The 26,881-nt window shown below is 70.7% G+C and carries 20 protein-coding genes and 3 pseudogenes; 12 read left to right on the top strand and 11 right to left on the bottom strand.

Features of this window, described 5'->3' with window-relative positions; translation table 11 throughout:
- The first annotated feature begins 138 nt into the window (after positions 1-138).
- On the top strand, positions 139-1,446 hold the full coding sequence (locus ACYVOO_RS32155) for an exo-beta-N-acetylmuramidase NamZ family protein (RefSeq protein ID WP_461019237.1): 1,308 nt from the start codon (positions 139-141) through the stop codon (positions 1,444-1,446).
- A 58-nt stretch (positions 1,447-1,504) separates the two neighbouring features.
- On the opposite strand, the gene ACYVOO_RS32150 is transcribed toward ACYVOO_RS32155, so the two are convergent.
- Positions 1,505-1,672, bottom strand: a complete 168-nt coding sequence (locus ACYVOO_RS32150; protein WP_461019236.1) for a DUF397 domain-containing protein — start codon at positions 1,670-1,672, stop codon at positions 1,505-1,507.
- Entirely contained in the window at positions 1,662-2,462 is an 801-nt protein-coding gene (locus ACYVOO_RS32145; RefSeq protein ID WP_461019235.1) for a helix-turn-helix domain-containing protein, read from the bottom strand. The genes ACYVOO_RS32150 and ACYVOO_RS32145 overlap by 11 nt, the downstream gene beginning before the upstream one ends.
- A 247-nt stretch (positions 2,463-2,709) precedes the next feature.
- On the opposite strand from ACYVOO_RS32145, the gene ACYVOO_RS32140 reads away from it, so the two are divergent.
- Positions 2,710-3,024: a hypothetical protein gene (locus ACYVOO_RS32140; protein WP_461019234.1), complete on the top strand. Its 315-nt coding sequence runs from the start codon at positions 2,710-2,712 to the stop codon at positions 3,022-3,024.
- 292 nt (positions 3,025-3,316) lie between these two features.
- Here the strand turns inward: ACYVOO_RS32140 and ACYVOO_RS32135 are convergent, their stop codons facing one another.
- The 4 genes from ACYVOO_RS32135 to ACYVOO_RS32120 all read right to left on the bottom strand — a co-directional run bounded on the left by ACYVOO_RS32135 (position 3,317) and on the right by ACYVOO_RS32120 (position 7,424).
- Positions 3,317-4,009, bottom strand: coding sequence for an NERD domain-containing protein (locus tag ACYVOO_RS32135; RefSeq protein WP_461019233.1), 693 nt, complete (start codon positions 4,007-4,009; stop codon positions 3,317-3,319).
- Between the two features lie 181 nt (positions 4,010-4,190).
- Entirely contained in the window at positions 4,191-4,955 is a 765-nt protein-coding gene (locus ACYVOO_RS32130) for a class II aldolase/adducin family protein (RefSeq protein ID WP_461019232.1), read from the bottom strand.
- 1 nt (position 4,956) lies between these two features.
- A complete protein-coding gene (locus tag ACYVOO_RS32125) occupies positions 4,957-5,970 on the bottom strand; it encodes an ArsR family transcriptional regulator (RefSeq protein ID WP_461019231.1) in 1,014 nt (337 codons plus the stop codon).
- Between the two features lie 62 nt (positions 5,971-6,032).
- Positions 6,033-7,424, bottom strand: a complete 1,392-nt coding sequence (locus ACYVOO_RS32120) for an NAD(P)/FAD-dependent oxidoreductase (protein ID WP_461019230.1) — start codon at positions 7,422-7,424, stop codon at positions 6,033-6,035.
- 526 nt (positions 7,425-7,950) lie between these two features.
- On the opposite strand from ACYVOO_RS32120, the gene ACYVOO_RS32115 reads away from it, so the two are divergent.
- The 5 genes and pseudogenes from ACYVOO_RS32115 (at position 7,951) to ACYVOO_RS32095 (ending at position 12,466) form a co-directional block, all read left to right on the top strand.
- Complete coding sequence (locus ACYVOO_RS32115) at positions 7,951-9,051, top strand: type III polyketide synthase (protein WP_461019229.1); 1,101 nt, start codon at positions 7,951-7,953, stop codon at positions 9,049-9,051.
- Positions 9,052-9,154: 103 nt separating this feature from the next.
- On the top strand, positions 9,155-9,682 hold the full coding sequence (locus tag ACYVOO_RS32110) for a cupin domain-containing protein (RefSeq protein WP_461019228.1): 528 nt from the start codon (positions 9,155-9,157) through the stop codon (positions 9,680-9,682).
- 23 nt (positions 9,683-9,705) lie between these two features.
- Positions 9,706-10,371 (top strand): NADPH-dependent FMN reductase, encoded by a 666-nt coding sequence (locus tag ACYVOO_RS32105; protein WP_461019227.1) that lies wholly within the window; start codon positions 9,706-9,708, stop codon positions 10,369-10,371.
- Between the two features lie 36 nt (positions 10,372-10,407).
- Positions 10,408-10,905: pseudogene (locus tag ACYVOO_RS32100) on the top strand (hypothetical protein); the annotation flags it as partial.
- Between the two features lie 262 nt (positions 10,906-11,167).
- On the top strand, positions 11,168-12,466 hold the full coding sequence (locus ACYVOO_RS32095; protein WP_461019226.1) for an MFS transporter: 1,299 nt from the start codon (positions 11,168-11,170) through the stop codon (positions 12,464-12,466).
- Positions 12,467-12,499: 33 nt separating this feature from the next.
- Here the strand turns inward: ACYVOO_RS32095 and ACYVOO_RS32090 are convergent.
- From ACYVOO_RS32090 to ACYVOO_RS32080, 3 genes and pseudogenes are all read right to left on the bottom strand, one after another.
- A pseudogene (locus ACYVOO_RS32090) lies at positions 12,500-13,348 on the bottom strand (LysR family transcriptional regulator); the annotation flags it as partial.
- Positions 13,349-13,800: 452 nt separating this feature from the next.
- Positions 13,801-14,715 carry an NAD(P)-dependent oxidoreductase gene (locus ACYVOO_RS32085; protein ID WP_461019225.1) on the bottom strand — a complete coding sequence of 305 codons (915 nt, stop codon included), beginning with the start codon at positions 14,713-14,715 and terminating at the stop codon, positions 13,801-13,803.
- A 23-nt stretch (positions 14,716-14,738) separates the two neighbouring features.
- Complete coding sequence (locus ACYVOO_RS32080; protein ID WP_461019224.1) at positions 14,739-15,734, bottom strand: aldo/keto reductase; 996 nt, start codon at positions 15,732-15,734, stop codon at positions 14,739-14,741.
- Positions 15,735-16,283: 549 nt separating this feature from the next.
- Between ACYVOO_RS32080 and ACYVOO_RS32075 the strand changes: the two genes are divergently transcribed.
- Both ACYVOO_RS32075 and ACYVOO_RS32070 read left to right on the top strand, forming a co-directional pair.
- Entirely contained in the window at positions 16,284-17,843 is a 1,560-nt protein-coding gene (locus ACYVOO_RS32075) for a methyltransferase domain-containing protein (RefSeq protein ID WP_461019223.1), read from the top strand.
- A gap of 208 nt (positions 17,844-18,051) precedes the next feature.
- A complete protein-coding gene (locus tag ACYVOO_RS32070; protein ID WP_461019222.1) occupies positions 18,052-19,566 on the top strand; it encodes an MFS transporter in 1,515 nt (504 codons plus the stop codon).
- Between the two features lie 273 nt (positions 19,567-19,839).
- On the opposite strand, the pseudogene ACYVOO_RS32065 reads toward ACYVOO_RS32070, so the two are convergent.
- Positions 19,840-19,989: pseudogene (locus ACYVOO_RS32065) on the bottom strand (helix-turn-helix domain-containing protein); the annotation flags it as partial.
- 177 nt (positions 19,990-20,166) lie between these two features.
- Between ACYVOO_RS32065 and ACYVOO_RS32060 the strand changes: the two are divergent.
- Positions 20,167-20,901 (top strand): SDR family NAD(P)-dependent oxidoreductase, encoded by a 735-nt coding sequence (locus ACYVOO_RS32060; RefSeq protein ID WP_461019221.1) that lies wholly within the window; start codon positions 20,167-20,169, stop codon positions 20,899-20,901.
- A gap of 413 nt (positions 20,902-21,314) precedes the next feature.
- On the opposite strand, the gene ACYVOO_RS32055 is transcribed toward ACYVOO_RS32060, so the two are convergent.
- Positions 21,315-22,028, bottom strand: coding sequence for a class I SAM-dependent methyltransferase (locus ACYVOO_RS32055; protein ID WP_461019220.1), 714 nt, complete (start codon positions 22,026-22,028; stop codon positions 21,315-21,317).
- Positions 22,029-22,242: 214 nt separating this feature from the next.
- Between ACYVOO_RS32055 and ACYVOO_RS32050 the strand changes: the two genes are divergently transcribed.
- Both ACYVOO_RS32050 and ACYVOO_RS32045 read left to right on the top strand, forming a co-directional pair.
- Positions 22,243-24,729 (top strand): HelD family protein, encoded by a 2,487-nt coding sequence (locus tag ACYVOO_RS32050; protein ID WP_461019219.1) that lies wholly within the window; start codon positions 22,243-22,245, stop codon positions 24,727-24,729.
- 563 nt (positions 24,730-25,292) lie between these two features.
- A complete protein-coding gene (locus tag ACYVOO_RS32045) occupies positions 25,293-26,858 on the top strand; it encodes a sugar transferase (protein ID WP_461019218.1) in 1,566 nt (521 codons plus the stop codon).
- Positions 26,859-26,881 lie beyond the last annotated feature (23 nt).

The raw sequence follows: 26,881 nt of genomic DNA, 5'->3' as shown, positions 1-26,881 counted from the left end.
CGCACCGCCGCGCCTGTCATTGCGCGCACCTGTGGCGGTGTGCGCGCACTCTGGCTGGCACCGTCACGTTCGGATAGCTTTCGCCCTCGGCCCTCTCCCGCCCGCCTGCGCCGTCCCGCCACCGGAAGGAAGTCCGCGATGCCCCGTAACCCCTCCCGCCGCTCACTCCTCGTCGGCGGTGCCACGGCGGCGCTCGGCGCCCCGCTGCTCGGCCAGGGCCCGGCGTCGGCGGCGGACCCGACGGGCACGGTGGACGCGGCGCGCGTGGCCAGGCGCGTCACGCCCGGCGCCGATGTCGCCGCCGCGCAGGGGTGGCGGATGCTGCGCGGGCGCAAGGTCGGCGTCATCAGCAACCCGACCGGGGTCCTGCGCGACACCAGCCACATCGTGGACTCGATGGCCGCCCGCGACGAGCTGGACATCGTCGGCGTCTTCGGCCCCGAACACGGCTTCCGGGGCAGCGCCCAGGCGGGCGCGTCGGAGCCGGAGTTCAAGGACCCGCGCACCGGGCTCACGGTCTACGACGCGTACGGCGCGGACGACAAGAAGATGGCCGAGCTGTTCAGGAAGGCCGGGGCCGACACGATCGTCTTCGACATCCAGGACGTCGGCGTCCGCTTCTACACCTACATCTGGACGATGTACCACGCGATGGCCGCAGCGCGTGCCACCGGCGCCTCCTTCCTCGTCCTGGACCGGCCCAACCCGATCGGACGCAGGGCCGACGGGCCGATGATGACGGAGAAGTACACGTCGGGCGTCGGGCTGAAGCCGGTCATCCAGCAGCACGGGATGACCGTCGGCGAGCTGGCCCGCTACTTCAACGGGAAGCTGCTGCCCGAGGAGGGCGCCGGCGGGCAGGTCGAGCTGGACGTGGTGCGCGTCCAGGGCTGGGACCCGGACTCCTTCGCCCAGGACCACGGGCTGCCGTGGGTGCCGCCCTCCCCCAACATGCCCACGGCCGACACCGCCACCGTGTACGCGGGAACCGGCTGGTTCGAGGGCACCAACCTCTCCGAGGGGCGTGGCACGACCCGCCCGTTCGAGTTCATCGGCGCCCCCTACCTCGACCACCGCTACAGCGACCGCCTCAACGCGCACGGGCTGCCGGGCGTCCGCTTCCGCGAGGGCTACTTCGTGCCGACGTTCAGCAAGTTCACGGGCAAGACCTGCGCGGGCGTCCAGATCCACCTCACCGACCCACGGCGCTACCGGCCCGTCGAGACGGCCGTCGCCATGCTGGTGGAGGCCCGCAAGTATGAGGGCTTCGCCTGGCGCAAGGATGACTGGGACAAGGAGCGCCCGTACTGGATCGACAAGCTGTCCGGCTCGCCCCGGCTGCGCGAGATGATCGACCAGGGCGCGTCAGCGGAATCGGTCAGCGCGGCGTGGGAGCGTGAGGTCAGCGCGTTCGAGGCCGAGCGGCGACCGTATCTGCTGTACTGACCACCCGAAGGAAAGCCCCCAGCAGGAGTAACACTGCTGGGGCCTACTCAGAGTTCCCCTACAACTTCGTCACGAATGCCGTCCAAGCGGCCCGGCTGACGGAGATAGCGGGAATATCGGTGTCCTTGGAATCCCTGACAAGCACTTCAGCGGGGAGACGCTTGGCCTCCACGCAGGCATCGTTCGAGGAGCCCGAGTAACTGGACTTTTGCCATTCAGAGGTCATTCAGTGCTTCCTTGATCGCATCCATGGAGTCAAGTGCCGACAGGGCATTGGCGGCGGCCCGATCGTATGCGCGGGCGAGATCCTGAACGTCACCGGGCTCCCCCGTGCCCCTGCCCGTGCTGTGACCCTCTACGTAGCCGTACCGGCCGCCGTCCGGCAGATCAAGCACCGAGAGGTACCCCACAACTCCGGGCTCAGCGTCGAAGGGCAGAACCCTGACCGTGACTTGAGGCCGATCAGACATGTCGAGAAGGTACTGGAGTTGCCCGCGACGAACCTCCCGGGGCCCCCGGTACAGTACGGCAGCGTCGACCACAGCCCACAGCAGTGGAGGGGTCGCCTTCCCCCACACCTTCTCCTGTCGCTCCATTCGAGCCTGCACGTAGGCGTCAACTTCCGTGCTCTCCTCTCCCGCTAGCAGCAGCGCGCGAGCGTAGCCCTCGGTCTGGAGGAGCCCAGGCACATGGGCAGCCCACTCATGCATCACGGTGGCCTGGAGCTGCTTGCGCAGGAACTCTTTTGCGTAGCCGCGAACCTGACTGCTCTCAATCAGTTTCACGAGGTCCACGATGTCGTCACCCAGGCCAAGTACCAGCCCTAGCTTGCGCGCCAGGTCGCGGCTGGGCACGTCTTCGCCCAGTTCGATAGCGCTGATCACGGATCCGGATGAAAAAACCTTCGTGGCCAACTCATCCTGCTTGAAGCGAAGAAGCGTTCGAGCTTCCCGCACCTTCCCCCCGAGAAATGCTTCCACGCTGGCCGACCGGTCAAGCTTCTTTGGCGCGGGCATGCCGCCTCCATTCCTCGACTCGTCCACGGAATGGGAACTCTTCCACTCTAAACCGCGTGGCTGTGACGCTTGTCACTACGTAGGGCCCGAACCCGACCCCCGTGTGACCCAGGAGAGCTACCAGCGTGACGACCCCACCCCCTGACCCCCCTCACCAGCCGGAGCCCCCGGCCCCCAAGACGCATCCGCCACTACGGCTCGCCCCGTGGCGGACCCTCGCCCCCCTGCCCCGCCTGGAGGGCCTGCTGTGACCGACGAACGACGCGAAGGGCCAACCGCTGAGGGCCCAGGGTCGCGTATGTGGCTGCGGGTCTCTCACGACGATGGCCATACCTGGGGGCCGAAGCAGATCTTCGAGGAGCACCCGTCCGACCCCTACGAGTTGCCCGCCTCCTGGTTCAAGCTGCCCTCGGACATGCCGCCTTGCGAGTGCTCCCGCTGCCAAGAAAAGCCGGTGAGGTTAGACGCGCCGATTCCATTCAACCGCACCGAAGTGGTCGCGTACTGCACCTCGTTGGCGTCTCTCGTCCTGGCGCTGGTCATCGGCATCGGCGGGCGGTGAAAGCCCGTGAGCCGTTACGTCGTCACTCCTTCTCCCGACCGCCTCCGGTGGCGGGTCTTGGATCGGAGACAAGACGACTACCTCAGCACTGACCAAGGTGTGCGGGAGTGGCTGACCGAGGACGCCGCTCACGAATACCTGGGGCGACGAGGCCAGAGCAACCGGGAGCGCTCCCCCTGGGCGACGGACAGCCCCAGCCCCGAACCTCCCCCGACCATCGCGTGAGAGTTCCCGCACGGCCAAACCCGTCCCGTTGGCGAGGACACAGGTCACGCCGTCCCAGGACCAGCCGTCACAGGACCAGCCAGGTGCGGCGGTCGCGCGCCACCGCGTACACCCGCGCGACCTCGGCGGGACCGAGCACCGCGCGGCCCGCGCCCAGGGTGGCGATCTGACGGTCACTCACCACCAGGACGTCCGCCAGCTCCGGGGCGACGGCGAACCCGGCCGTGCCCACGAGGACCAGCACCGCCTGGACCGTGACGGGGAAGCCGCAGCCGCGGCTGAGGGCGAGCGCGGCGTGGCGGGCCTCGCGGCGGCTGAGCCGCACCCAGGGCTCGGCGCGCCCGCGCGCCACGAGCACGGCGTCCGTGCCGACGCGCACACGGGCCCCACGAGGGCAGGCCGTGTGCAGGGTGAAGACGCCGCCCGGACCGATCAGCAGATGCGGTACGGCGGCCGCGGGCGGCACCGGAACCGAGTGCAGCACCCGCCAGCCGCCCCCGGTGAGCCGCTCCAGCTCCTCCCCGGCCCGCTGCTCCCCGTCGAGCGCGCGACGCAGCGCCGCACGCTCGTCCGGTCTGCCCGCCAGCCTCCCGAGCGCACGCGCACAGGCGGCGAGGCGCGGGTGGTGCGGCACGCCCAGTGCGGCCAGCCGTGCGTGCAGCGCCTCGCCGGGGCGGTTGGGCGCGAGGTCGTCGTCGGGATGGAGGAACAGCGGTCCGCCCTCGTGGGGCCAGCCCTGCGCGTCCCCGTACTCCTTCATGCCGCGGCACCCCCTCGTGCTTCTCCCCCGTGCTTCGTGACACGACAAGGATCCGCCGCTGAGGAGGCCGGGGTCGAGCCCATGGCAGAGGTCGCACACAGAGCCCCTGCCCCGTCGCGGGGGGGGATGCGACGGGGCAGGGGTGCGACGGGGCAGAAACGGAGCGGGCGGACGGGCGGGGTCAGTCCAGCAGGTCGGGCTGCTGGTGCACCATCTGGTGGTAGAGCGGCTGGAAGTTCAGCCAGCCGACGAACTCGCCGCCGAGCTGCTGACGCGTGCGCGCCGCGTTCTCCTCGTCGATCCGGACCGGCTCCCCCGCCGCCGTGGCCAGCAACTGGGCCTGGCAGGACCGTTCCATGGAGATGAACCACCAGGTGGCCGCGTCGACCGTCTCGCCCACCGTGAGCAGGCCGTGGTTGCGCAGGATCACGCCCTTGGCCTCCCCGAGCGCGGCGGCCAGGCGCTTGCCCTCGGCCTCGTCGAGCACCACCCCCGTGTAGTCGTCCAGGTAGCCCTGGTCCCCGAAGAAGGCGCACGCGTCCTGGGTGTAGGGCTCCACCGGCACACCGAGCGAGGACAGCGCCCGCCCGTGGACGGAGTGGCTGTGCGCGACGGCCTGTGCGCCCGGCCTGGCCCGGTAGATCGCGGAGTGGATCGAGAAGGGTGCCTCATGGGTCCGGTGTTCGCCCTCGACGACCTCGCCCCGGTCGTCGACCCGGATGAGGTCGCTCACCCGCATCAGCGCGAACGGCATCCCGACCGGGTTGATCCAGAAGCTGTCCTGGTGTTCCGGGTCCCGTGTCGAGATGTGCCCGGCGACGCCGTCCTCGTAGCCGAACGAGGCGAACAGGCGCAGCGCGGCCGCCAGTCTCTCCTTGCGGTGCTCGCGCTCCTCCGCCGGCGAGCCGAACGTGGGCGGGACCAGGCTGATCGAACGTGCCGTCATGTCATCCCCCCGTGAGAGGCCGCAGGACGACGACCGAGATCTCGCCCGCGCTGTGTACGCCCGACACCCCGAGGCCGCACTCCTCGGCGAGCTTCCCGACCTGGCTGATGCGGCGCTCCTTGCCGTCCACGAAGGCGAGCATCCGCATGTCCATGGCCGTGCTCGGTGATTCGCCGTCCGCGCCGAACTCGCCGATGACGCAGACCTGTCCGCTGCCGCCGGCCGCCTCCGCGCAGCGCCGCAGCACGGCCTTGGCCTCCTCGTCGGCCCAGTCGTGCAGCACGTCGGAGAGCAGATAGGCGTCGGCGCCGGAGGGGAGCGGGTCGAAGAAGCTCTGCGGGAAGATGTCGGCGCGGTCCGCGACTCCCGCCGCGTCGAAGGTGTGCCTTGCCGCCTCGGCCGCCTGGGGGAGGTCCACGAGTCCGCCGCGCAGGTGCGGGTGCTCGCCGAGGAGGGCCGCCAGCAGGGCCCCGTTCCCGCCGCCGACGTCCACCACGTGCTTGAGCGAGCCCCAGTCGTAGGCGGCCAGGACGGAGCCCACCACCTCGCCCATGTTGAACGCCATCATCGCGTCGAAGGAGTCCGAGAGCGCCGCGTCGGCGGCCAGGTCCTCCCAGAGGGACCGTCCGTACCGCGCGATGTAGGCGTTCCGGCCCGTGCGCACCGTCTCCAGCAGCTCCACGAAGGACAGTTCGGCCCGGCCGAGCGCGCCCTCCATGTCGAGCCGTCGGCGTGCGTGCGACGGGTGGTCGTCCCGCAGGGCCTCGCCCCGGGGCGTCAGCCCGTACCGGCCGGACCGCTCGGCGCTGAGCACGCCCGCCGCGGCCAGCCGCCGCAGCACCGTGTCGAGCGGCCCCTGCCGCACCCCCGTCCTCTCCGCCAGTTCGGCGGCGGTGCGGGGCCCGTCGGCGAGGTGGTCGGCGACGCGCAGCGTGGCCGCCACCCGGATCGCCAGTGGCACGGTGAGGTCTGCCATCTCCCCCAGCGTGGGGGTATGGCCGTTCTGCTCCGTCAAGGTGGTCTCCCTTACCTGGTGTGCGGGACGGTTGGTGTGCCGGGGGGACGCGTCCGGTCCGGTCAGCCCGTGACGAGCCGTTCGAACTCCATCCGGTCCGGGCCGCGTGCGGGAACGACCGGGTCGCCGTGGTCCCGGAGGTGGTCGCGGATCCTCGGCACCGCGACGGGGTGGTTCAGCAGTTCCTGAGGAGTCATCAGCATGTTGAAGAACTGGAGCTGTACCGCGTTGATGCCGGGCTCGTCCTCGCCGAGGAGCGCGAGCGCGTCGAGGAAACGGCTCATCCGGTCCCTCGCCGGTGCCACCGGCTCGCCGCGCACACCGGCCTCGATGTGCTCCCGCTGCTCGCGGGAGCTGACCAACTGGGCCTTGAACCACACCCCCAGGTTCCGCTCGGCCCACTCGTCCCACCGCACCGTGTAACCGGCCGGATCGTCCCGGACCTTCTCGACGGTGTCGGCGAGGTACCGGGCCTGGAGGTAGGCGAGCGGCACCCCGCGCCCGAAGGCCGGGTTGGTCTGCATCGCGGCGTCGCCCAGCAGCACGTAACCGGCGACGACGGGCGCTCCCCCGCTCACCAGCCGCCGCCACCGGTCCTCCAGCCGGGCCATCGGGTGCGGCTCGTCCATCGGCGCGCTGCGCTCCAGCCACGGCACCGCCAGCGGCACGGTCTCCAGAAAGCGCCGGTAGACCCCGGGTTCCCGGAGTCGGTGGCGCAGCGGGTCGTCGGTGGCCACGGTCATGGACACCTGGAAGCAGCCGTTGTCCGCGGCGAACAGGACGAGCTTGGTGAAATCCAGCTTCGCGTAGATGGGCACCGTCGACTGGGGGAAGGACTCGCCCGCGCGGAGCCGGAAGTGCTGTGTGAGGTAGTGGAATCCGCAGGGCTGGGCGGTCTCCTCCGGTGCGCGGCAGCCCGCCTCGGCCAGCCACCGGCCCGCGCGCGTCCGCCGTCCCGCCGCGTCGACGACGACGTCCGCGGCGATCTCCTCGCCCCCGGGCAGCCGCACGCCGACGACGTGCGGCACTCCGGCTGCGGCCTCGCCCCGCACCACCAGCCCCTCGACGGACGTTCCCGAGCACACTTCGACGCCCGGTTCCGCCTCGACGATCCGGCGCAGCGCGCCCTCGTAGACGAGCCTGCGGGAGAGCAGGTTCTCGTCCTCGGCCGTGCCCGCGACGGGTATCCGCGGTGCGCCGCGGGCCGCGACGGCGGCCAGCACATCGGGCGCTTCCGCGCGCATGACCCTGCTGGAGAGGCCGAGGAAATTGTGTCCCTGCCGGGCGTGCGGCACCCCGGCGCGGTCCCAGTCCCGGAAATCGTCGTCAGCCGTGGCATCGGGTTTCGGCTGGTCGTCCCGCTCCAGCACGGTGACCGTATGGCCGCGCCGGGCACAGAAAAGCGCGGTCGCCAATCCCCCCATGCCGGCACCGATCACTACTATCTTCGTCATCGATCTGCCCACTCTTTCGCTACCAAAGGCGGTTCCCGGTGCGCTGGAGAGATTGCTATCAGGGCGCGTCGGACCGGCACAAGGGAAGCCCGGATCGGCCGGACCTCCGTAAATTCAGCGGATTTCTCTGCGCGCAATCCATGGATCGACAAAATCCCACGTCAAGCGGCATGTTGCAGCCCGCTCAATCATTGTCCGGAGCGGTTGCCCGTAGCGAATACAAGCTGATCGACGGCTTCCGGAACACCCGCCCTGTGACGCTCACCACAAGAATTGCGGCATCGAATCCGAACCGTGCGCCAGGGGCCCGGGGTTGACCTTCGGACGACGGCACCTGTAAATCTTGTCGGGCCCTTGGACCGCTGGACCTCCTCTCCGATTCCCTCGGAACACGGTCGCGTTCCTCAGACCTTCATCTCCCCGTCCGAAACCGGCGACGACGCCGGTTCGAAAGGACGGTCACTTACCGGGCAATGCTCTCCCGCGCATTCGAGCACGTTCCCTCTCACACGGATGGATCCACCACATGCCTGTCCTGTGCAAACCGGTCGTCGCCGTCCCGGAAAACATCGTGACGCTCGACGACACGCTCGAACTGGCCAAGCGCCGGCACGCCGACCACCCCAAGCTCAAGCTGGCCCTCCGTCTGATCCGCAACACGGGCGTGCTCAAGCGGCACACGATCCTGCCGATCGAGGAGACGCTCCAGCACCCGGGCCTGGAGCAGCGGAACCTCACCTACGAGCGGCACGCGAAGACGCGCGTACCGCCGGTCGTGGAGGAGGCGCTGAAGAACGCGCGGCTGCGCCCCTCGGACATCGACGTCATCATCTTCGTCTCGTGCACCGGCTTCATGATGCCGTCGCTGTCCGCCTGGCTGATCAACTCCATGGGGTTCCGCCACGACACCCGACAGATACCCATCGCCCAGCTCGGCTGCGCGGCGGGCGGGGCCGCGATCAACCGGGCGCACGACTTCTGCACGGCGCACGCGGGGAGCAACGCGCTCATCGTGTCCTGCGAGTTCTGCTCCATGTGCTATCAGCCCACCGACCACGACATCGGATCGCTGCTGTCCGACGGCCTGTTCGGCGACGCCGTCGCCGCGGCCGTCGTGCGCGGCGACGGTGGCACCGGGATGCGGCTGGAGCGCAACGGCTCGTACCTGATCCCGGACACCGAGGACTGGATCTCGTACGCGGTGAAGGAGACGGGATTCCACTTCCAGCTCGACAAGAGGGTGCCGACCACCATGGAACCGCTCGCGCCGGTGCTGCGGGACCTGGTGGCCAGCCACGGCTGGGACGCGTCCGACCTGGGCTTCTACATCATCCACGCCGGCGGCCCGCGCATCCTCGACGACCTGTGCCGGTTCCTGGACGTCAAGCCGCACGCGTTCCGGCACAGCAGGTCGACGCTGACGGAGTACGGGAACATCGCGAGCGCCGTCGTCCTGGACGCGCTGCGGCGCCTCTTCGACGAGGGCGGCGCCGAAGCCGGGGAGTCGGGGATCATCGCCGGTTTCGGTCCCGGCATCACCGCCGAGATGGCGGTGGGGACGTGGGCGGACGGTGCGTCGGGGGCGGCAGCCGCGTCCCGCGCGGACGCCACGTTCCTCGGTTCGTGACCCCGGCCTCCTCCCCCGTTCGCCCGCTCGCCCCCTTTTTCCGCTTGCCCGCTTGTCCACTCGCCCGCTTGCCCGAAGCGCAGATCTCAAGAAGGGGATTGCCATGTCCGAGGGACTGATCGTGCCGCCCGGAGGCGGAAGGAAGATCGTCACCAAGGCCCAGGAGGTGACCTTCAAGGTGACCGGCGATCACTCGCGGACCGGCTCGCTCTTCGAGGTCGTCGTCCCCCCGGGCTTCGACGTCGGCGCACACGTCCACACCCGCAGCGAGGAGATCTTCTACGTACTGGAAGGGGAACTCGACCTCCTCGCCTTCGAGCCCGACGAACGCTCCCCGCAGGACTGGCGCTCCTGGCGGGCGGCGGACGGCAGCGCCCCGGCCCGTGCCGGGGCCGGAAGCTGCATGTTCGTGCCCGCCGGGTGTCCGCACGCCTTCACCAACCCGCACGACACACCGGCCCGGATGCTCTTCCTCTCCGCGCCGCCTCCCGACCACGAGCGCTACTTCGAGGAACTGCTGGAGATCCTCGGCACCGGCGTCCCCGACGAGGCGGCCGTGGCGCATCTGCGGGAGAAGTACGACATCCAGCAGATCACCCCACTCCGGTACGACGCCCGACGGACGCAGTGAACCGCATCTGGAGAGAGGACAGGATGTTCGACGTACTGGCACTTTCCGGATCGCTGCGCAGGGATTCCTTCAACACCCGGCTGCTGGGCGTGCTGCCGTCGCTGGCCCCTGCCACCATGCGCCTGCGCCTCTTCGACGGCCTGGGGGCGCTCCCCCTGTTCAACGAGGACGAGGAGTTCCCCTCACCGCCACCGCCCGTCACCCACCTGTGCGACGCGATCAGGGCTGCCGATGGGGTCGTCATCGCCACGCCGGAGTACAACCACTCCGTCCCCGCGGTGCTCAAGAACGCCGTCGACTGGGCCTCCCGGCCCCATGGAGCCGGTGCGCTCACCGGAAAGCCGGTCGCGGTGATGTCCGCGACGACGGGCCCGAGGGGCGGGTACCGCGGCCTGGGCGAGGCCATGCGGATCCTCACCGAGCTGGGCAACCTGGTGGTGCCCGAGCCCGAGGTGGTGGTGCAGTCGGCACGCACCAACCTGGTCCTCGGCCCCGACGGCGGGCCCGAACTGCTGGACAGCACGGCGGTCACGCTGCTGCGCATCCAGTTGGAGTCGCTGGCCGACCTCATCGCCTCGGGCGCCGCCGACGTGCCCCTGCGCGCCGCGCACCGGCACCGCGCCGCCGTGCTCAGGGCGCTCGACATCCCCCAGGACGGCGGGCCGTTGGCCGACTCCGTCATCGAGTAGCGGCGTTCGACGAGCGGAGAACGAGGGGGCCGGACCATGACCGACCACTGGCGACGGACGCACCCCGCACACACGGACACGGCGAGGACAGCGAGGGCGGCAAGGACGGCGAGGGGTGCGGACACCGCGGTGCTTCGCCGGCTGGAGTCCGGGGTCGTGGCGCTCGGGGAGACGCAGTTCCTGCCGGGCTCCTCGGTTCTCCTCGTGGGCGACCCCGAGGTGACACACCTGTCGGACCTGCCGAGGAGGAGACGCCTGTCCTTCCTCTCGGACCTGGACCGGCTCGGGGAGGCGGTGGAGCGGACCTGCCGCCGCATGGACGGCTCGTTCCGGCAGGTGGACCTGGACATCCCGGGCGACGGCGGCGGGCCGCTGCGCGCACACGTATGGCCGCGTTTCGCGTGGGAGCCGCCCGAGCTGCTGGACAGACCGGTGTGGCTCTACCCGCCCGAGAGCTGGTGCGACGGACGGTTCCGGCTCGGTCCGCAGCACCGTCCGCTGCGGGAGGCGATCGGAAGCGAGCTGGACCGCTCGCGGCCACGGCCGCCGGAGTCCGCCGGTCCGTCCGCCGGTGACGGCCCGGCGGACCCGTATCTCGGCGGGGTGGAATCGCTCCTGGTCGAGGTCTTCACCGCGGCAGGGCGCGCGTGCGGGTCACGCGGGCGGCCGGACCGCCCGGAGCCCGGCCGAGGGCTCCCGCCGCCCCCGTCGCTCCGGCCGCTCTTTCCTGTCCGTTCCCGGCGTGATACAAGTGGTAACCAATGATACGAGCTGTATCACCAGGAGGTAGCCGCCCATGACGACCGACCAGCGGGGCGAGCACGCGGCGGGCGACAGCGTGGCGGGCAAGCGCGCGAAGGGCCCGAAAGACCAGAAGGGTTCCAAGGGCTCCAAGGGCTCGCTGTCACGGCCGTTGATGATCGTGCTGGCGACCGCGGTCGGCGCGGCGGTGGCCAACCGCTTCTACATCGAGCCGCTGCTGAGCCTCGTCGCCGACGCGTTCCACGTCTCCAGCACGGCTGCGGGACTGCTGGTGACCAGCGCCAATGTGGGATACGTGATCGGCCTGGTGCTGCTGGTGCCGCTGGGCGATCTGGTGGAGCAGAGACGCCTGGTCACGCTCATGCTGGTGGCCGCCGGCGTGGTCGCCGCGGCATGCGCCGCCGCACCGAACCTGCCGGTCATGGCGCTGACCCTGGGCGGTCTGGCGATGCTGTCGGTGTGCGCGCAGATCCTAGTGCCGCTCGCCGCCACGCTCGCGGCGCCGGAGGAACGCGGCCACGTGGTCGGCTTCGTGACCAGCGGGCTGCTCATCGGGACCCTCTCGGCCCGCACCCTGAGCGGGCTGGCCGCCGGTCTGGCCGGGTTCCGGCTGATCTTCGCCGTCGCCGCGGTGGTGATGGTCGTCCTCGCGGTGCTGCTGAACCGGGTGCTGCCCTCCACCCCGCCCGCCCAGCAGCAGGGCTACCGGGCGCTGCTGGGCTCCGTACTGACCCTGGTGGCCGCCGAACCGGAGCTGCAGCGGCGCATGACGCTCGCCTTCCTCCAGTTCGCGGGGTTCACGGTGCTGTGGGCCCCCATGGCGTTCCTCCTCGCCGGTCCGCCGTACCACTACGGGGCCCTGGTCATCGGGCTCTTCGGGCTCTTCGGCGTCGCCGGGGCGATGGCCGCCCCGGCCGCGGGACGGCTGGGCGACAGCGGTCGCGGCGGGCTGACCGTCACGCTCTCCCTGGCCGTCATGGTCGTCAGTTGGGGGGTGCTCGCACTGGGCGGCTCCTCGCTCGTCGCGCTCATCGCCGGAATCGTGCTCCTCGACGCGGGCTTCCAGGGCGCCCACATCAACCACCAGCGCACCGTGTTCGCGCTGCGGCCCGAGGCGCGCAGCCGCGTCAACACCGCCTACATGTTCGCGTTCTTCCTCGGCGGCGTGGCCGGATCGACCCTAGCCGCCCTCGTATACGACGCCGCGGGCTGGACCGGCACCTGCCTCCTCGGGCTGGCGCTGGCCGTGCCGGCCCTGCTGCTGTGGTGGCTCTGGACACCGCGCCGACGGGCCGATGCCACTCTTCAGGACGTCCCGGATGCGGGAGCGTAGCCAGGTGTGCGCCGGATCGGAGTCGCTGCGCGGATGCCACGCCATGCGGATGGCCAAGGGGGCGATGGGGACGGGGAGTTCGAAGGAGCCGAGGCCCGCCATCAGCGACCCCGACCCGACGAGGATCTCCGGGACGACGGCGACGAGGTCGGTCCGGCCGATCATGGAGAGCGCCGAGGTGTACTGCGGTGTCGTCACGACCACCGCACGCCGCAGGTCGTGTTCGGCGAGCGCCGCCTCGACGGTGGACGCCACGCCGTCGTTCCGCAGAATGTCAATGTGCGATGCATGTGCAAACCGCTCGACGTCGACAGAGTCGTGCAGAAAATCGTGACCGAGCGCGGCGACACCGACGAAGCGGCTGTACGCCAGGTTCTCCACGTGGAGTTCGGGCGAGCTGGAGTAGATCCTGCCGATTTTGAGGTCGGCGGTTCCCTCGCTCAACGCCTTGCCGTCCCCCTGCCCCTCGGAGAGGAAGTGGAATGCCTGGGCACGACCGGGCGAGGCGAGGTGCGGCGCGAGCACACCCGCGTATCCGTCGTCCACGATGAGGGCGAAGTTCCTGCCCACGCTGAGGACATCCTCCTCGTCCCCGGCGGAAAGCAGCACCTGGGCCTCGCGGACGAGCACGTGCACCCGCTCCCTCAATTCCACCCCTTTCGGCGTGACGACCATGCCGCGTCCGGCCCTGGCCAGTATCGGGTCTCCGAGTGTGTGACGAATCCGGTGAAGCGTCCGGCTCATCGCGGACGGGGAGAGCTGGAGGCGCTTGGCCGCTTCGGTGACGCTTCCGGTCTGTAGCAGGGCGTCGAGCGCGACGAGCAGGCGCAGATCGCTGGAAGGGGTTATCTGGGCATTGTCGAGTGATGCGAGATCGATCAACGTGTCTCCTCACAGCGGCGGCACCCGACGACGAGCACCCCGAATGTAAACTTCCCCCGTTGCACGGGACGTCCGGAACGACTTCACCCATGCGCAGTTGAGGGGCAGGTTGATCCTTACTTGAACTGTAATTTGGTGCACCGCCACGCCGGAACGGCATGGCAACTGATCAAAAGGTTACCAGTTTTGGTAAAGAGCATCGCCGGACGACCCCGCAAAGACTTTCCCATTGATCGGGAAAATGATCGCACTGCACATGGAGGCGCTGTTTACACGGCAGGCCCTGTCACGTACGCATTTACGCTTTCCCCGTACACCGGCTCTCGCCCGAAGTGCCCGCGTCATGCGAAGTGCCGCCTTTGTGCGGGGCGTCGGGGGTCAATTTCCGACCGGCAGGACGGATTCCGGTATCCTCCCGGCGGCCGGAGGGGGCGGCCGGGTATGTGTGGCGGTCACCCCGGGTCGGCCGATCCCCGGCTCCCCGTGCGCAGCAGGGCGAGAGCCTCCCCCAGGTCTCCCAGGTCCCCGGCGGGCCGGTCCCGCAGCGGGGCCCAGCGCGCGAACACCTCGCCCACCCCACGCGGCAGCTCGTCGGGCAGCTCCGCGGCGGACAGGGCCTCCGCGATCTCCCCCATCTCCAGCTCCCAGCGCCAGCCTCGTACGGCGGCGGGCAGCACGTACTGCTCCGGGCTGCTCAGCGGGGAGCGGCCCGTCCTCCTGGTCTCCGCCTCGGCCTCGGTCCCGGCCTCCGCCGACAGCCGCCCCGCCACCTCGTACCGGTCGGCCAGCGCGTACGAGACCGCGGCCAGGGCACGGGCCCCCTTCTGCCACAGGGCGAAGGCCAGCTTCAGGGCCGAAGCGGTGCCGACCTCGCCCTCCAGCGGGATCGCGGAGACTCCGGTGCCGTCGAAGAGGCCGCGCACGAGGCCGACTTCCTCGGCGGGCCCGGACAGATAGCAGCGCATCTCCGCACCGGAAGCGCCGAGGATGCCGCCGTCGAGCACGGTGGCGCCGCCCGCTTCGAGTCGCTTCGCGATGCCCCTGACCCGCTCCGGGCCGATCGGGTTGGCCTCTACGTAGATACCCGCGAACCCCTGGGCCGCGACCTGCTCGGCCACCTCCTCCGCCGCGTCGGACGGGCAGACGGACAGCACCACCGCGCTCTCCGCCACCAGTGCCCCGATGTCGTCGACCGCCCTCAGACCGGCCTGCTCAGCGCGTTCCCGCGTCGCCGGACTGCGCCCCTCCGGCAGCCAGATCACCTCCGTGCGGCCGGCGCGGCGCAGTTGCCCGGCGACCGCAGCGCCCATCTGTCCCGGGTGCAGAACCGCTGTCGTCATCGCGTCCGCCATCTCGTCGCTCCTCATAAGGAAGGTGTGCAGCTCTCGGGTCACGTCTTGTCGTCGGCGGAGGGGGCGGGGGCAGGCCTCCGGGGATAGCGGTCACCGGCCGCCGACCCGGCGGGGACCGCGCGTTCGACGGCCGCGAGGTCCTCGGCGGTGAGACCGATGCCCCCGGCGCCGAGCGATTCGGCGAGCTGTGTCCGGCTGCGCGCCCCGACGACGGGGACGATGTCCGCTCCCCGCGCGAGCACCCAGGCGACCGCGAGCTGCGGAACCGTCACGCCCTTGGCCTCCGCGACGGCGCGCAACCGCCGGACCAGCGCCAGATTGTGCTCCAGGTTGTCCCCCTGGAAGCGCGGGAACGCGCCGCGTACGTCGCCGTCGCGGTCCTCGGGCCGGCGCCCCGAGAGCAGACCGCGCGAGAGCACGCCGTAGGCGGTGATCCCCACGCCGAGCTGCCCGCACAGTTCCAGCAGGCCGTTGTCCTCGATGTCACGCGAGAGGATCGAGTACTCGGTCTGGAGGTCGCTGACCGGGTGGGTGGCGTGCGCCCGGCGCAGGGTTTCCGCGTCGACCTCGGAGAGGCCCACGAAGCGGACGTATCCCTCGGAGACCAGCTCGGACATCGCCCCGACGGTCTCCTCGACGGGCACGTCCGGATCGCATCGCGCGGGGCGGTAGATGTCCACGTAGTCGGTTCCGAGGCGGCGGAGCGTGTAGGCGAGGGAGTTGCGCACCATCTCGGGGCGGGTGTCGAGCCGTCCCCACTTCCCGTCGGGCTCGCACAGGACGCCGAACTTCACACTCACCGTGATCTGTTCGCGCCTTCTGCTGCGCAGTGCCCGGCCGACCAGATGTTCATTGCTCCCGACCCCGTAGAAATCGCCGGTGTCGAGCAGGGTCACTCCGTTGTCCAGGGCCGCGTGCAGTGTCGCGAGGCTCTCCGCCTCGTCGACGGCGCCATAGCGTCCCGACATTCCCAGACAGCCGATCCCCAGCGCGGAGACCTCGGGGCCGTCCGTGCCGAGCCGACGTTGTTCCATATTTCCCCCATGGAGACGCGGTGTTCACCCGGGAACCTGCCGGAGGGCGGAGTGCGGAGCAACGGATTCTCCCGGCTTTTCCGCCGGTCCGGATACTTCAGGACCGACTCGTGCCACCCCACGACCAATACCCCCGGCCATAAGCCGCATTCACGGTACACGCTTTCAGGCAATCACGACACGGGGCGCATGTGATGCACCTCACAGACCAATTGAGCGGCGGCTCCCGACAAGCATTGTTTCTTCCGCCGCAACAATGTGGGAATTCATTTGTTCCTTCCGCAAGTGCCGCCCTGAACTGCGATTTCGTACCGCGCGGCCCGACTTCCGGTCGTTTCGCGGGATGCGGACGAGGCCCCGTTCACCGCCTTGCAGCGCGCAGCCGTGCTCTGTTAGAAGTGAACAAATCCGCCGCGTGCCGGGATTCCGGTGAAACCGTGCGGCACACCACGCATATATCGCCGTTATCGGATGCAACTCGCCCGGGTCTTGAGGCGTACGCACGCCTCCTCACACATTCCCGCACTAGCCCGTAGGGGAGACACGCGTATGAGCGCACGGACCGATACGTTCAGCGAGCGCCTGGAAGTGTTCTCGCACGCAAAGGATGATGAGGCGTACGACCAGTACCTTGATCTGCTGCTCGCCGTGTGGTCCGGCGGAGAGGCCGCCCCGGGCGCGCTCGCGGCGGCGGAGGAGACGGCGGAGCGTCTCGGGCGAGCGCCCGCCGGGCGGCGCGGACATCTCGTCCTGCTGCTCGGCCTGTTGGCCGAGACCGGCGAACCCGGCCTGCGCGACCGCGTACGGGCGGGACTGCACCAGCCCCTGGCGCTGCTGGACACACTGCGGGAGCGTGAGCCCCTGGGCGCGGCCCTCGTCTATCTCCTGGCGCACTTTCCCGAGGAGGCCTCGCGGATCCTGCCCGCGGTGCGCAGGGCTCCGCTGGACCCGGACGACCTCGCCCGCCTGGAGCGCTGCCTCGCCTCCTTCGACGCGGAGTCGCCGGGCATCGGGCGCTCTTGGCCCTCCCCCGCGCGGTGGGTGCTCAGCGACGCGGAGCGCGAGCAGGAGCGGCGCTGGCTCGCGACGCTGAGCGACGAGGCCAAGACCGCGTTCTGGACGAAGGACACCCGCACCCTGCTCGCCTACATGGGCGCCAAAGCCGCCTGCGCCGTCGCCACGGGGCGCGTCGGGTCAGAGGCTCCGGCTCCGGCACTGGCCGCGTCGGAGCAGATCGCCGTTCCCGGAAGTCCCGTTCCCGGAAGTCCCGTTCCCGGAAGTCCCGTTCCCGGAGGCTCCGTTCCCGGTCGCGCGGCAGGGGAACTGCCTCGGCTCGACGAGCACCTCGGCCTGCTGCACTGCCCGTCCTGCGGCGGGCCGCTCGCCCGCCGGGAGTCCGGGGTCGTCTGCCGCGGCTGCGCCGCCGACTACCCCACCCGGCAGGGCTATCTCGACCTCTCGGGGGAGGCCGTGGGGTCCGGGGACCAGATCGCGGGCAACTCGCCGCTCTATCTGTCCTGGTACGAGCCCCTGCTGCGCCCGGCCTTCCTGCGGGTGAACGGGGCCAACTGGAACGGCACGGTGTCCGTCGCCGACGAGGACCGGTATCTCGCCGAGCACGTACGCCCGGTGGACGGCCCCCTGCTCGACCTCGGCGCCGGCACCGGCCGCTGGACCCAGGTGCTGACCCGCATCCTCGGCAGCGAGCGCGTCATCGCCTTCGATCTCGCGTCGACGATGGCCGAGCGGCTGACGGAGGTCGTGCCCAGCAGTCTGGTGGTCCGCGGCTCCGGCGGGGGCCTGCCGTTCGCCGACGGCGCGCTGGGAGCGGTGAACTGCTGGAACACCGTGCAGTCCATCGACCAGCCCTTCGCGACGGTGCGCGAGATCGGCAGGTGTCTGGGCAAGGGCGGCACGTTCACGATGCTCACCTACCGCCGGTCCCCCGATCCGCTCTACCGGTACTTCCAGCGGCAGCACGAAGCATGCCTGGGTGTCGCCGCGTTCGACCAGCGGGAAATGAACGAGGCGCTCGACTCGGCCGGGATGGACGTGGTGGACACCTACGCGCCCGGGACCTTTCTGATCGTCACCGCGGTGCGCCGCTGAGCCGCCCGGCCACCGCCGCCTGCCCTCGCCCGCCCTCGCCTGCCGCGCTCCGGGCGGTCCTGCCGCGTTCTCCGGGCGGTACGGATGCCGCACCGGCCTCGTACCTCCTCCACGAAGGGGACTGATCAAAATTTCCACGGCGCACGCCCTGCCCACCGACGCGTACACGGCACCACCCGGGAGAAAAGGCCCGACGATCGCCGTCGTCATGACCGGGGTCCTGCTCTCCGGGATGGACACGACGATCGTGGTGCTCGCCCTGCCGGCCCTGGAGCGGAGCCTGAACGCGGCCCTGACCTCACTGGTGTGGCTCGTCATCGGCTTTCTCCTGGTCAACACCCTGCTCACGACCCAGGCAGGACGGCTGGGCGACATGTTCGGCCCGGCCCGGGTCTACAAGACCGGCTTCGCCCTGTTCACACTGGCGTCGCTGCTCTGCGGTCTCGCCTGGGACGTGCCCTCGCTCGTGGTCTTCCGGCTGCTCCAGGGCGTCGGCACGGCGTGTGTCACCGCGAACAGCGGCGCGATCATCGCGTCCGTCTTCTCCCGCGGTGAACGCGGAAAGGCGTACGGCAACACCGGGGTCGCGTTCAGCCTGGGCGCGGTACTGGGCATCGTGCTCGGCGGCCTGCTCGTCACCTATGTGTCATGGCGCTGGATCTTCTGGATCAACGTGCCGATCGGCATCGCGGTGATGGCGTGTTCCCGCACCGTGCTGCGGGAGCGTGCGCGGCCGGTGCGCAGGAACCTCGATCTCGTCGGGATGGTCACCCTGGGGGCCGGACTGCTCTGCGTCATCTGGGCCGTCACCGAGCTGGCCACGCACACGTTCCGGCCACTGATCGCCGGGTCCCTCGCCTGCGGTGCGGTGCTGCTCGCCGTCTTCGCCTGGAACGAACGGTCGCAGGCCGAACCGATGCTGCGGTTCTCGCTGTTCCGCATACCAGGGGTCTCGGCGCCGCTGCTCGCCGCGCTCTTCCAGGGGCTCGCCAACTACGCCGTGCTCTGGCTGGCCATCATGTATCTCCAGGGACCCAAGGGCCTCTCGCCCCTGGACACGGCGCTGCTGCTGATGCCGGGTTATGTGCTCGCGGGGCTGATCTGCCTCGTGAGCGGTCGGCTCGCGGACCGGTTCGGGCCGCTGCTACCGGTCCTGGCCGGGCTGGGCGCCGAGATCGTCGCGCTGCTCACGTTCGCCCAGATCTCGCCGTCGAGCGGGCTGTGGCTCCTCGTCGCGGCGAACACCGCCAACGGCATCGGGCTCGGGTTCTTCATCCCCGCGAACAGCTCGGCGGTGATGAAGGCCGCGCCGCAGGAGTTCGTCGGCATCTCCTCCGGGATGCTGCGGTCCTTCGCGGGTATCGGCTGGGTCTTCTCGTTTCCGCTGGTGATGATGTTCGCCTCCCGGTCCATTTCGCGGGAGCGCGCGGTGTCCGTCTTCGTCGGCTCGGCGAAGCTCGACGGCCGACTGGCCGCCGTGTTCACCAGCGGTCTCAGCTCCTCGTTCTACGCGCTGTCGGGGATCATGGTGCTGGCCGTGCTCGCCTCGCTGATCAGGCTGGCCGGTCGGTCAGTCGAGCCGGACGACGCTGGTGAGCAGCGGCAGCAGCAACTCCGTCAGCTCGGCGTGGTCCAGCCGGAGCCGGATGGCGACCTCGTCGCACGCGGGAAAGCTCGTCACGCCGCCGACGACCGCCGTGGCCTGCCGCACGTCGAACGGTGACAGCAGGCGTCCGGCGTCGGCCAGCCGCCGCACCAGCGCCTCGATCTGCCGGTAGCGCCACTCCTCCCGGCCCGCGATGACCTGCTGCGCCTCGGGGTCCACGGCCGAGAGGCTGATCAGCCGCCGGATGACCTCCGGATCGGTGCTCCAGAACCGGCACAGCTCCCCCACCGTCGCGGTGAACGCCTGGACCGGATCGGTGATCAGGGCCGCCTCGTGCACCCCGGAGACCAGCCCGGCCTGCTGGGCGAGGTCCTCCCCGATCGCGTCCAGCAGCCCCAGCTTGGAGTCGAAGTGCCGGTAGATGGTGACCCGGGTGACGCCCGCGTCGGCGGCCACGTCCTCCAGGCTCAGCCGGTGATAACCGGAATCGACGAGATGACGGCGCGCCGCGGTGAGGATGCTGCGCCGGGTCCGCTGCACACCCGCTGCACGCAACCCCGACCTCGGGTTCGGGTTCGGGCCCGGATTCGATCCCGGGCTTGATCTCGACTCGTTCGCATCTGACGTGGCCACTAGATCATGATACAACTCGCATCTTAAGATACAGCTCGTAACATGAACGATGCTGAACTCTTCCGACGACGAGGGAGTGACGTCATGACCGACCGCCAGGTGGCACTCGTGACCGGAGCGAACAAGGGGCTGGGCCTGGAGACCGCCCGGCAGTTGCTGCACCGCGGGATGACCGTGGTACTGGGCAGCCGTGACCCGGAGCGCGGCGCCGTCGCCGCCAAGCGGCTCGACGCGGAGGGGCGGGCCGTGCCCGTACGGCTCGACGTGACCGAGGCCGCCGACGTCGAGGCGGCAGCGGAGATGCTGCGCCGCGAGTACGGGCGGCTCGACGTGCTGGTCAACAACGCCGGGACCGTGGTGGACCGGCTCGCCGTCGACACGACGGCCGCGGAGATGCGGCAGAACTACGAGGTGAACACCTTCGGCGTGGTCACCGTCATCCACGCCATGCTGCCCCTGCTGCGGAACTCGGCGGCGCCCCGCATCGTCAACGTGTCCAGCACCACCGCGTCCATGGGGATGACCAGTGGCGGAACCGACTTCGGCGGGGACGCCGCCAGCCGGATGGCGTACTCCTCGTCGAAGACGGCCCTGAACATGCTCACCGTCCAGTACGCGCACGCCTTCGCCAAGGACCCGGAGCTGTCCCACATCAAGATCAACTCAGCGACGCCGGGCTACACCGCCACCGACCTCACCCAGCACCGCGGCACCCGCACCGTCGAGGAGGGCGCCCGGATCATCGTGGACCTGTCCACACTGACTGCCGACGGACCCACGGGCGGCTTCTTCAACGACCAGGGCCCCGTCCCGTGGTGACCACCGCCCACGCGGAGCCCGCCGCCGGGGTGTGACGTCCAGTACCAACGAACGTCACACCCGGCGACACCCCGACCGCCCCCCGGCCCACGACTCGCCGAGAGGGGCCATCCCCGCGTGCGCGGGGAGCAGTCGCAGCCGCAGGTGACGCCGGTGAACTTGTTGGGGCCATCCCCGCGTGCGCGGGGAGCAGGACCTCCGCGTCGACCTCGATGCTGGTCACCCGGGGCCATCCCCGCGTGCGCGGGGAGCAGATGCGGTCCCCGTCACCCCCGACACCGGCGACGGGGCCATCCCCGCGTGCGCGGGGAGCAGGCTTGCTGGCCTGGGGGTTTAGCAGGTGACGGGGCCCTTCTGAGCAACAAGCAGGGAACCGGGCATTTACACCACCCGCTCGCACCGATCGGCGTTCGTCACCGGCCTGCCACCAGCCACCGGGAGGGCAGCTCGACGCGCGAACCGTCCGCCGCGAGCACCGTCGTGCTCAGCGGAAGTTCCCCCGCGGCCAGCACCGTCAGCCCCGCCTCGCACAGCAGCCGCTCGAACTCCTCGTCCCCGGCCTCGGCGGGCGTGATGCCGTGGTCGAAGATCGCACGTAGCTTCGCGGGCGGTCCCTCCGGGCGCTTCATGAGCGTCGCGAACACGTCCTTGGCCGTCGGCGCGGGTTCGACGTCGAAGACACGCCCCCGTGCCCCGGCGAGCGTGGCGATGCCGCGCGCGATGTCCGCCCGGTCCTCCGGCGGCGCCTGATGCAGCACGCCCCGCAGGTAGATGTTGGAGTCGCCCAGTTCCCTGTGCAGGACTTGAAGGGACGCGACGTCCCCAGCGTCCAGTTGCCGGTACTCCGCCGAGCCCGCCGGGTCCCCCGCCCGCGCCTGGAGGATCGCCGCGAAGGACAGGTCGGCGCCCAGGGTGCGTCCGTACCGCTGGGCGAGAAAGCGCGTCTGCGTACCGTTCCCGCACCCCAGGTCGACGACGGGCAGGGAGTCGTCGAAGTACGGCTCGAAGAGCGGGAGATGGGTCGCGGCGACGAACTCGGGGTCGGCGTCCCAGAGGACCTCGCCCCGGCCGCCGGGCGCGTCGCGCCAGAAGCCCTCCCACGACTGAAAGCTGCTCGATACGGCCATGGAAACCTCCTGAGAGCGGCGACAAGGTGAATCCTGGACCCTGTTCGGTTCCGATGTACCCGCAGTCGCACGGCGCGCGAAAACTCTCCGCATACGTGAACCTTCGCAGCCGGGCGGCTGACGCGCCCCGGAAGAACAAGACTGCCGTTCCGGATTTTCCTCCCGCATTCTTGGCCCCGGCCCCGAGAACAGCGACAGGGAGGGGCGGTGCCCCATGCCACCTCGGAACCCGGTACGCCGCGACGAGATCGGGCGTGAGCAGGCGTACGTGTCGATGCTGTACCGGCGTGTCGACGAACTCCGCGCGCGGACGTCGGCCGAGTTGGCCGCGCTGCTGCGGGAGAGCGGGGGCACCGCGCAGGCCAGAACGGAGCGGGACGCCGCGCATGCCCGCCTCTCCGGAGCGCTGGCCAGGTGGGAGGCGGCGGAGAACGGGCTGTGCTTCGGGCGCCTGGACCTGCGCGACGGCAGCAGGTACTACATCGGCCGGATCGGGCTGCGGGCCGCGCCGGACGGCGGGCGGGACCCGCTGCTGGTGGACTGGCGGGCCCCGGCAGCACGGCCCTTCTACGTCGCGACCCCCGCCGCACCGGAGGGAGTACGCCGCAGACGCCACATCGTCACGCGCGGCCGGAAGGTCGTGGACCTGGACGACGAGGTCCTCGACAGCGCGCTGCTCGACGGCGACGAGGACCTGGCCGGGGAGGGCGCTCTGCTGGCGGCGGTGAACGCCGGGCGCACCGGCCGGATGCACGACGTCGTCGCGACCCTCCAGGCCGAGCAGGACGCCGTGCTCCGCTCCGACCACCGCGGGGTCCTCGTCGTGCAGGGCGGGCCAGGAACCGGCAAGACCGCCGTCGCCCTGCACCGTGCCGCCTACCTCCTGCACAGCCGGCCGCACCTGGCGGCACGCGGAGTGCTGGTCGTGGGGCCCAGCACCATCTTCCTCACCTACATCGGGCAGGTGCTGCCCGGCCTCGGAGAGACCGGTGTGCTGCTCTCGACGGTCGGCGAACTGTTCCCCGGCGTCCTCCCCGACCGTGCGGAACCGGCGGCGACGTCCGCGCTCAAGGGGCGCATCGTGCTGGCCGAGGTGATCGCCGCCGCCGTACGCCAGCGGCAGGCACCTCCCGATACCGGCACCCTCCGCGCCCGCGACGGTGACGGCAGCGACGACGGCGACGTTCCCGGCCTGGACCGGGACGTCTGCGAGCGCGCGGCGCGGCAGGCCCGTGCCACCGGGCTGCCGCACAACGAGGCCCGGCAGGTCTTCGTCCGGGAGGTCACCGGCCAACTCGCCCGCCGCCTCGCGGAGCAGACCCGCCGGCTCGCTGACCGGCTGGAGGAGGAGGTCGCCGACGTACTGGCCGAGGCCGACATAGACCGTGCGGTCCGGGGCGACCTCGCGCGTCTCGGCGGGGATCCTGAGGGCGTGCGGGAGGCGGCGGTGCCGGAGGTGGTGGACGAGGCGGACGTCGCCACTGTCCGCCGCGAGCTGCTGGCGGAACCCGCTGTCCGTACCGCACTCGACGCACTTTGGCCGGAACTGACACCCCGGCAACTGCTGGCGGAGCTGTTCGCCGACCCGGACCTGCTCGCCCGCGCCGCACCGGGCCTCGACGAGTCCGAGCGGGCCCTGCTGACGCGTGCGCCTGGCGGCGGCTGGAGCCCGGCCGACATACCCCTGCTGGACGAGGCCGCCGAACTGCTCGGTGTGGACGGTCAGGCTGCCCGGGCGCGCACCGCCCGCGCGTACGCGCGCGAGTCCGCCTACGCCCAGGAGGTGCTGGACCTCACCGCGGACGCGTACTCCGGCGACGACGGCGACACCTGCGGTGCCGGTGGCGCCAGTGGCACCCGGGGCACCACCGGCACCCGCGAGACGCTGACGCCCGCCGATGTCCTCGATGCCGGACACCTCGCGGCACGCCACCGCCACACGGCACACCGCACCGTCGCGGAACGGGCCGCGGCGGACCGTACCTGGGCCTTCGGGCACGTGATCGTGGACGAGGCGCAGGAACTGTCGCAGATGGCCTGGCGGCTGCTGATGCGGCGCTGTCCCGGCCGTTCGATGACCCTCGTCGGGGACATGGCCCAGAGCGCCGGGGCGGAGGGCGTCGGCTCCTGGGACCGGCTGCTGCGCCCCCACGTCGGCGACCGGTGGCGTCTCGCCCAACTGACGGTCAACTACCGCACCCCGGCGGAGATCATGGACGTTGCCTCCGGCCTCCTCGCCACCCTCGCCCCCGGCACCGAGCCGCCCCGGTCGGTGCGGACCGGGGTGCCGCCCTGGCGTCTGCGGACCACCGGCGGGGCACTGCCCACCAGGCTGGCCAGGCTCGCCTCGCGGGAGGCCGGGCTGCTGGGCGAGGGACGCCTCGCGGTGATCGTGCCCGACCGCCGTACCGGCGAACTGGCCGCAGCGGTCGCCCGCTCCGTACCCGGCGCCTCCTTCGGCGCACACCCCGATCTCACGGCTCGCGTGGTGGTGCTGGGCGTCGCACAGGCCAAGGGCCTGGAGTTCGACTCCGTCCTCGTCGCCGACCCGGCCGGAATCCTCGCCACGCCGCACGGGCACAGCGACCTGTATGTGGCGCTCACCCGGGCCACCCAGCGCCTCGGCGTCCTCCACACCGGGCCCCCGCCCGTCGCGGTCGACCGCATGACGCACCGTCGCGACGACGAAGCCGCTCCCTGAACCGGGGATGCCGTGAACCGGCGATGTCCGCGCGCCTCCTGGGGCGTGCGGGTCCCGTCCGCACCGGGACCGCCGTGCGGACGGCCGCCCACTGCCGCTGGCCCCGCCATTGGTCCCGTCATTGGTCACACCACTGGGAGTCGCCGCCCGGGACCGCAGCGCTGGCAGCCCGGAGATCCCGTCACCACAGGTCACACGGCATGCCTTCGTCGCCGAGGCACTCGCATTCGGCCATCGTTTGATGAATGCGACTTCAACGTTTAATCACAAGTTGCACACATCCCCCTCTCCAAACGGGTTCCGATGGTCTACATTGACCCTGCTTCTCATGTTTGGACACGAGGCGACAAATAGCGATCTATAGGTCCGATGACACGCATGACCTGCGATCGCGTCCCCGAAGCCAGACGTAGGAGTGCTCAGTTCCTGGAACCTGAGAGGGGGCCCTGGGTGTGGGGAGCACCCGGGGAATTCGACGGTCCCGCGCACCTCAAGAGCCGGCAGGACTCGCGAGTCCGCTGCCGTCTGTCGGGGTGTTCACGTAGCGCCGCAACAGCCGGGATATGTCATGTGCGGGAGGCGGGGGCCTCCCGGGGGGAGGAACCGTGGGGAGCAAACACGTCGAGCCCACCGACGACCCGGGGGGGTCGGTTCAGCAGGGGGATTTAGTCAGCCCGTTTCCACCGGTGCGCGGGCGGCCGGTGGGCGGGTCACTCAGCCAGCCCGCGATCGACTGGGAGCAGCGGTACCGCCGCACCGTGATCGCCGCCGATACCGGGGCCACCGCCTTCGTGGTGATGGCGATCGGCGGCTTCTTCGGGGTCAGGGACGCGGCCAACTGGCACGAGAACTGGGGGATCCTCGCCTTCGGCACCGAGCTGCTGGTGCTGGGCGCGCTCGCGGCGACCAAGGCGTGGGCCCCGGCCGTGCTCGGCCAGGGCGCCGAGGAATTCCGCCGGCTCGGACGCTCGCTCTTCGCGGCGGTCGTCGTGCTGGCGCTCGGCGGGATCGCCCTCACCTCGCGCAACATCAAGCTCTGGATCTTCATCGCGATCCCCGCGATCGCGCTCGTCACCATGACCGCGCGGTATCTGCTGCGCCTCTGGCTGCACAGACAGCGCAAGGAAGGACGGTGTCTGAGACCGGTGCTCGCCGCCGGGAGCCCGGAGACCGTGCGCGACCTGATCACCCGGGTCCGCAAGTTCCCGCACCTCGGCTGGCGTGTGGAGGCGGTGTGCACACCGGACGGGCTCGGGTTCGACGGTGACCACCTGGACGGGGTGCCGGTCGTCGGCCGGCTGGCGGACGTCGCGAGCCATGTGCGCCGCGACGGCTACCGCGTCGTCGCGATCACACCGGACGCGCACTGGTCCCCGGAGCGGCTGCAACGGCTGTCCTGGAACCTGGAGGGCAGCGATGCGGAGATGGTCGTGGCCCCCGTGCTGATGGAGGTGGCGGGCCCGCGGCTGCACATCGACGCGGTGCTCGGGATACCGCTGCTGCGGGTCAGCATGCCGGTCTTCATCGGGGGCCGCCGGGTGGTCAAGGAGATCGTCGACCGGCTGGGCTCGGCGGTCCTGCTGATGCTGTTCGCGCCGCTGATGGTGCTCGTCGGGGTGCTCGTGGTGGCGGACAGTCCGGGCGGGGCGCTGTACCGGCAGCACAGGGTCGGCAAGGACGGCCGTGTGTTCACCATCTTCAAGTTCCGCACCATGGTCGCCGACGCCGACGCGGCACGTGCCGGACTGGCCGACCGCAACGAGGGCGCGGGGCTGCTGTTCAAGCTCCGCCGGGATCCTCGGGTGACCCGGGTGGGCGCTGTGCTGCGCCGGTACTCGATCGACGAGCTGCCGCAGTTGTTCAACGTGCTCGCCGGTTCGATGTCGCTCGTCGGCCCACGGCCTCCGCTGCCGGAGGAGTCAGCGGCGTACGGCCCGGACATCCGGCGGCGGCTGCTCGTCAAGCCCGGGCTTACGGGTCTGTGGCAGATCAGCGGGCGCAGCGACCTGCCGTGGGAGGAAGCCGTCCGGCTGGACCTGCGGTACGTGGAGGACTGGTCGCTCGCCCTGGACACAGTGATCTTGTGGAAGACGCTGCGTGCGGTTCTTCAGGGTCAGGGGGCCTACTGATGCACGGGGGGCGCCGACAGGTC

This window comes from Streptomyces daliensis (assembly GCF_054782395.1).
The sequence above is the reverse complement of the archived record's forward strand: the minus strand, read 5'-3'. Positions and strand labels throughout refer to the sequence as shown.

Bases quoted from the DNA above. Each gene is read 5' to 3' on its own strand.
- ACYVOO_RS32155 (WP_461019237.1), top strand. From the start codon at position 139: ATGCCCCGTAACCCCTCCCGCCGCTCACTCCTCGTCGGCGGTGCCACG.
- ACYVOO_RS32150 (WP_461019236.1), bottom strand. From the start codon at position 1,672: ATGACCTCTGAATGGCAAAAGTCCAGTTACTCGGGCTCCTCGAACGAT.
- ACYVOO_RS32145 (WP_461019235.1), bottom strand. From the start codon at position 2,462: ATGCCCGCGCCAAAGAAGCTTGACCGGTCGGCCAGCGTGGAAGCATTT.
- ACYVOO_RS32135 (WP_461019233.1), bottom strand. From the start codon at position 4,009: ATGAAGGAGTACGGGGACGCGCAGGGCTGGCCCCACGAGGGCGGACCG.
- ACYVOO_RS32130 (WP_461019232.1), bottom strand. From the start codon at position 4,955: ATGACGGCACGTTCGATCAGCCTGGTCCCGCCCACGTTCGGCTCGCCG.
- ACYVOO_RS32120 (WP_461019230.1), bottom strand. From the start codon at position 7,424: ATGACGAAGATAGTAGTGATCGGTGCCGGCATGGGGGGATTGGCGACC.
- ACYVOO_RS32115 (WP_461019229.1), top strand. From the start codon at position 7,951: ATGCCTGTCCTGTGCAAACCGGTCGTCGCCGTCCCGGAAAACATCGTG.
- ACYVOO_RS32110 (WP_461019228.1), top strand. From the start codon at position 9,155: ATGTCCGAGGGACTGATCGTGCCGCCCGGAGGCGGAAGGAAGATCGTC.
- ACYVOO_RS32105 (WP_461019227.1), top strand. From the start codon at position 9,706: ATGTTCGACGTACTGGCACTTTCCGGATCGCTGCGCAGGGATTCCTTC.
- ACYVOO_RS32095 (WP_461019226.1), top strand. From the start codon at position 11,168: ATGACGACCGACCAGCGGGGCGAGCACGCGGCGGGCGACAGCGTGGCG.
- ACYVOO_RS32085 (WP_461019225.1), bottom strand. From the start codon at position 14,715: ATGAGGAGCGACGAGATGGCGGACGCGATGACGACAGCGGTTCTGCAC.
- ACYVOO_RS32080 (WP_461019224.1), bottom strand. From the start codon at position 15,734: ATGGAACAACGTCGGCTCGGCACGGACGGCCCCGAGGTCTCCGCGCTG.
- ACYVOO_RS32075 (WP_461019223.1), top strand. From the start codon at position 16,284: ATGAGCGCACGGACCGATACGTTCAGCGAGCGCCTGGAAGTGTTCTCG.
- ACYVOO_RS32070 (WP_461019222.1), top strand. From the start codon at position 18,052: ATGACCGGGGTCCTGCTCTCCGGGATGGACACGACGATCGTGGTGCTC.
- ACYVOO_RS32060 (WP_461019221.1), top strand. From the start codon at position 20,167: ATGACCGACCGCCAGGTGGCACTCGTGACCGGAGCGAACAAGGGGCTG.
- ACYVOO_RS32055 (WP_461019220.1), bottom strand. From the start codon at position 22,028: ATGGCCGTATCGAGCAGCTTTCAGTCGTGGGAGGGCTTCTGGCGCGAC.
- ACYVOO_RS32050 (WP_461019219.1), top strand. From the start codon at position 22,243: ATGCCACCTCGGAACCCGGTACGCCGCGACGAGATCGGGCGTGAGCAG.
- ACYVOO_RS32045 (WP_461019218.1), top strand. From the start codon at position 25,293: ATGTCATGTGCGGGAGGCGGGGGCCTCCCGGGGGGAGGAACCGTGGGG.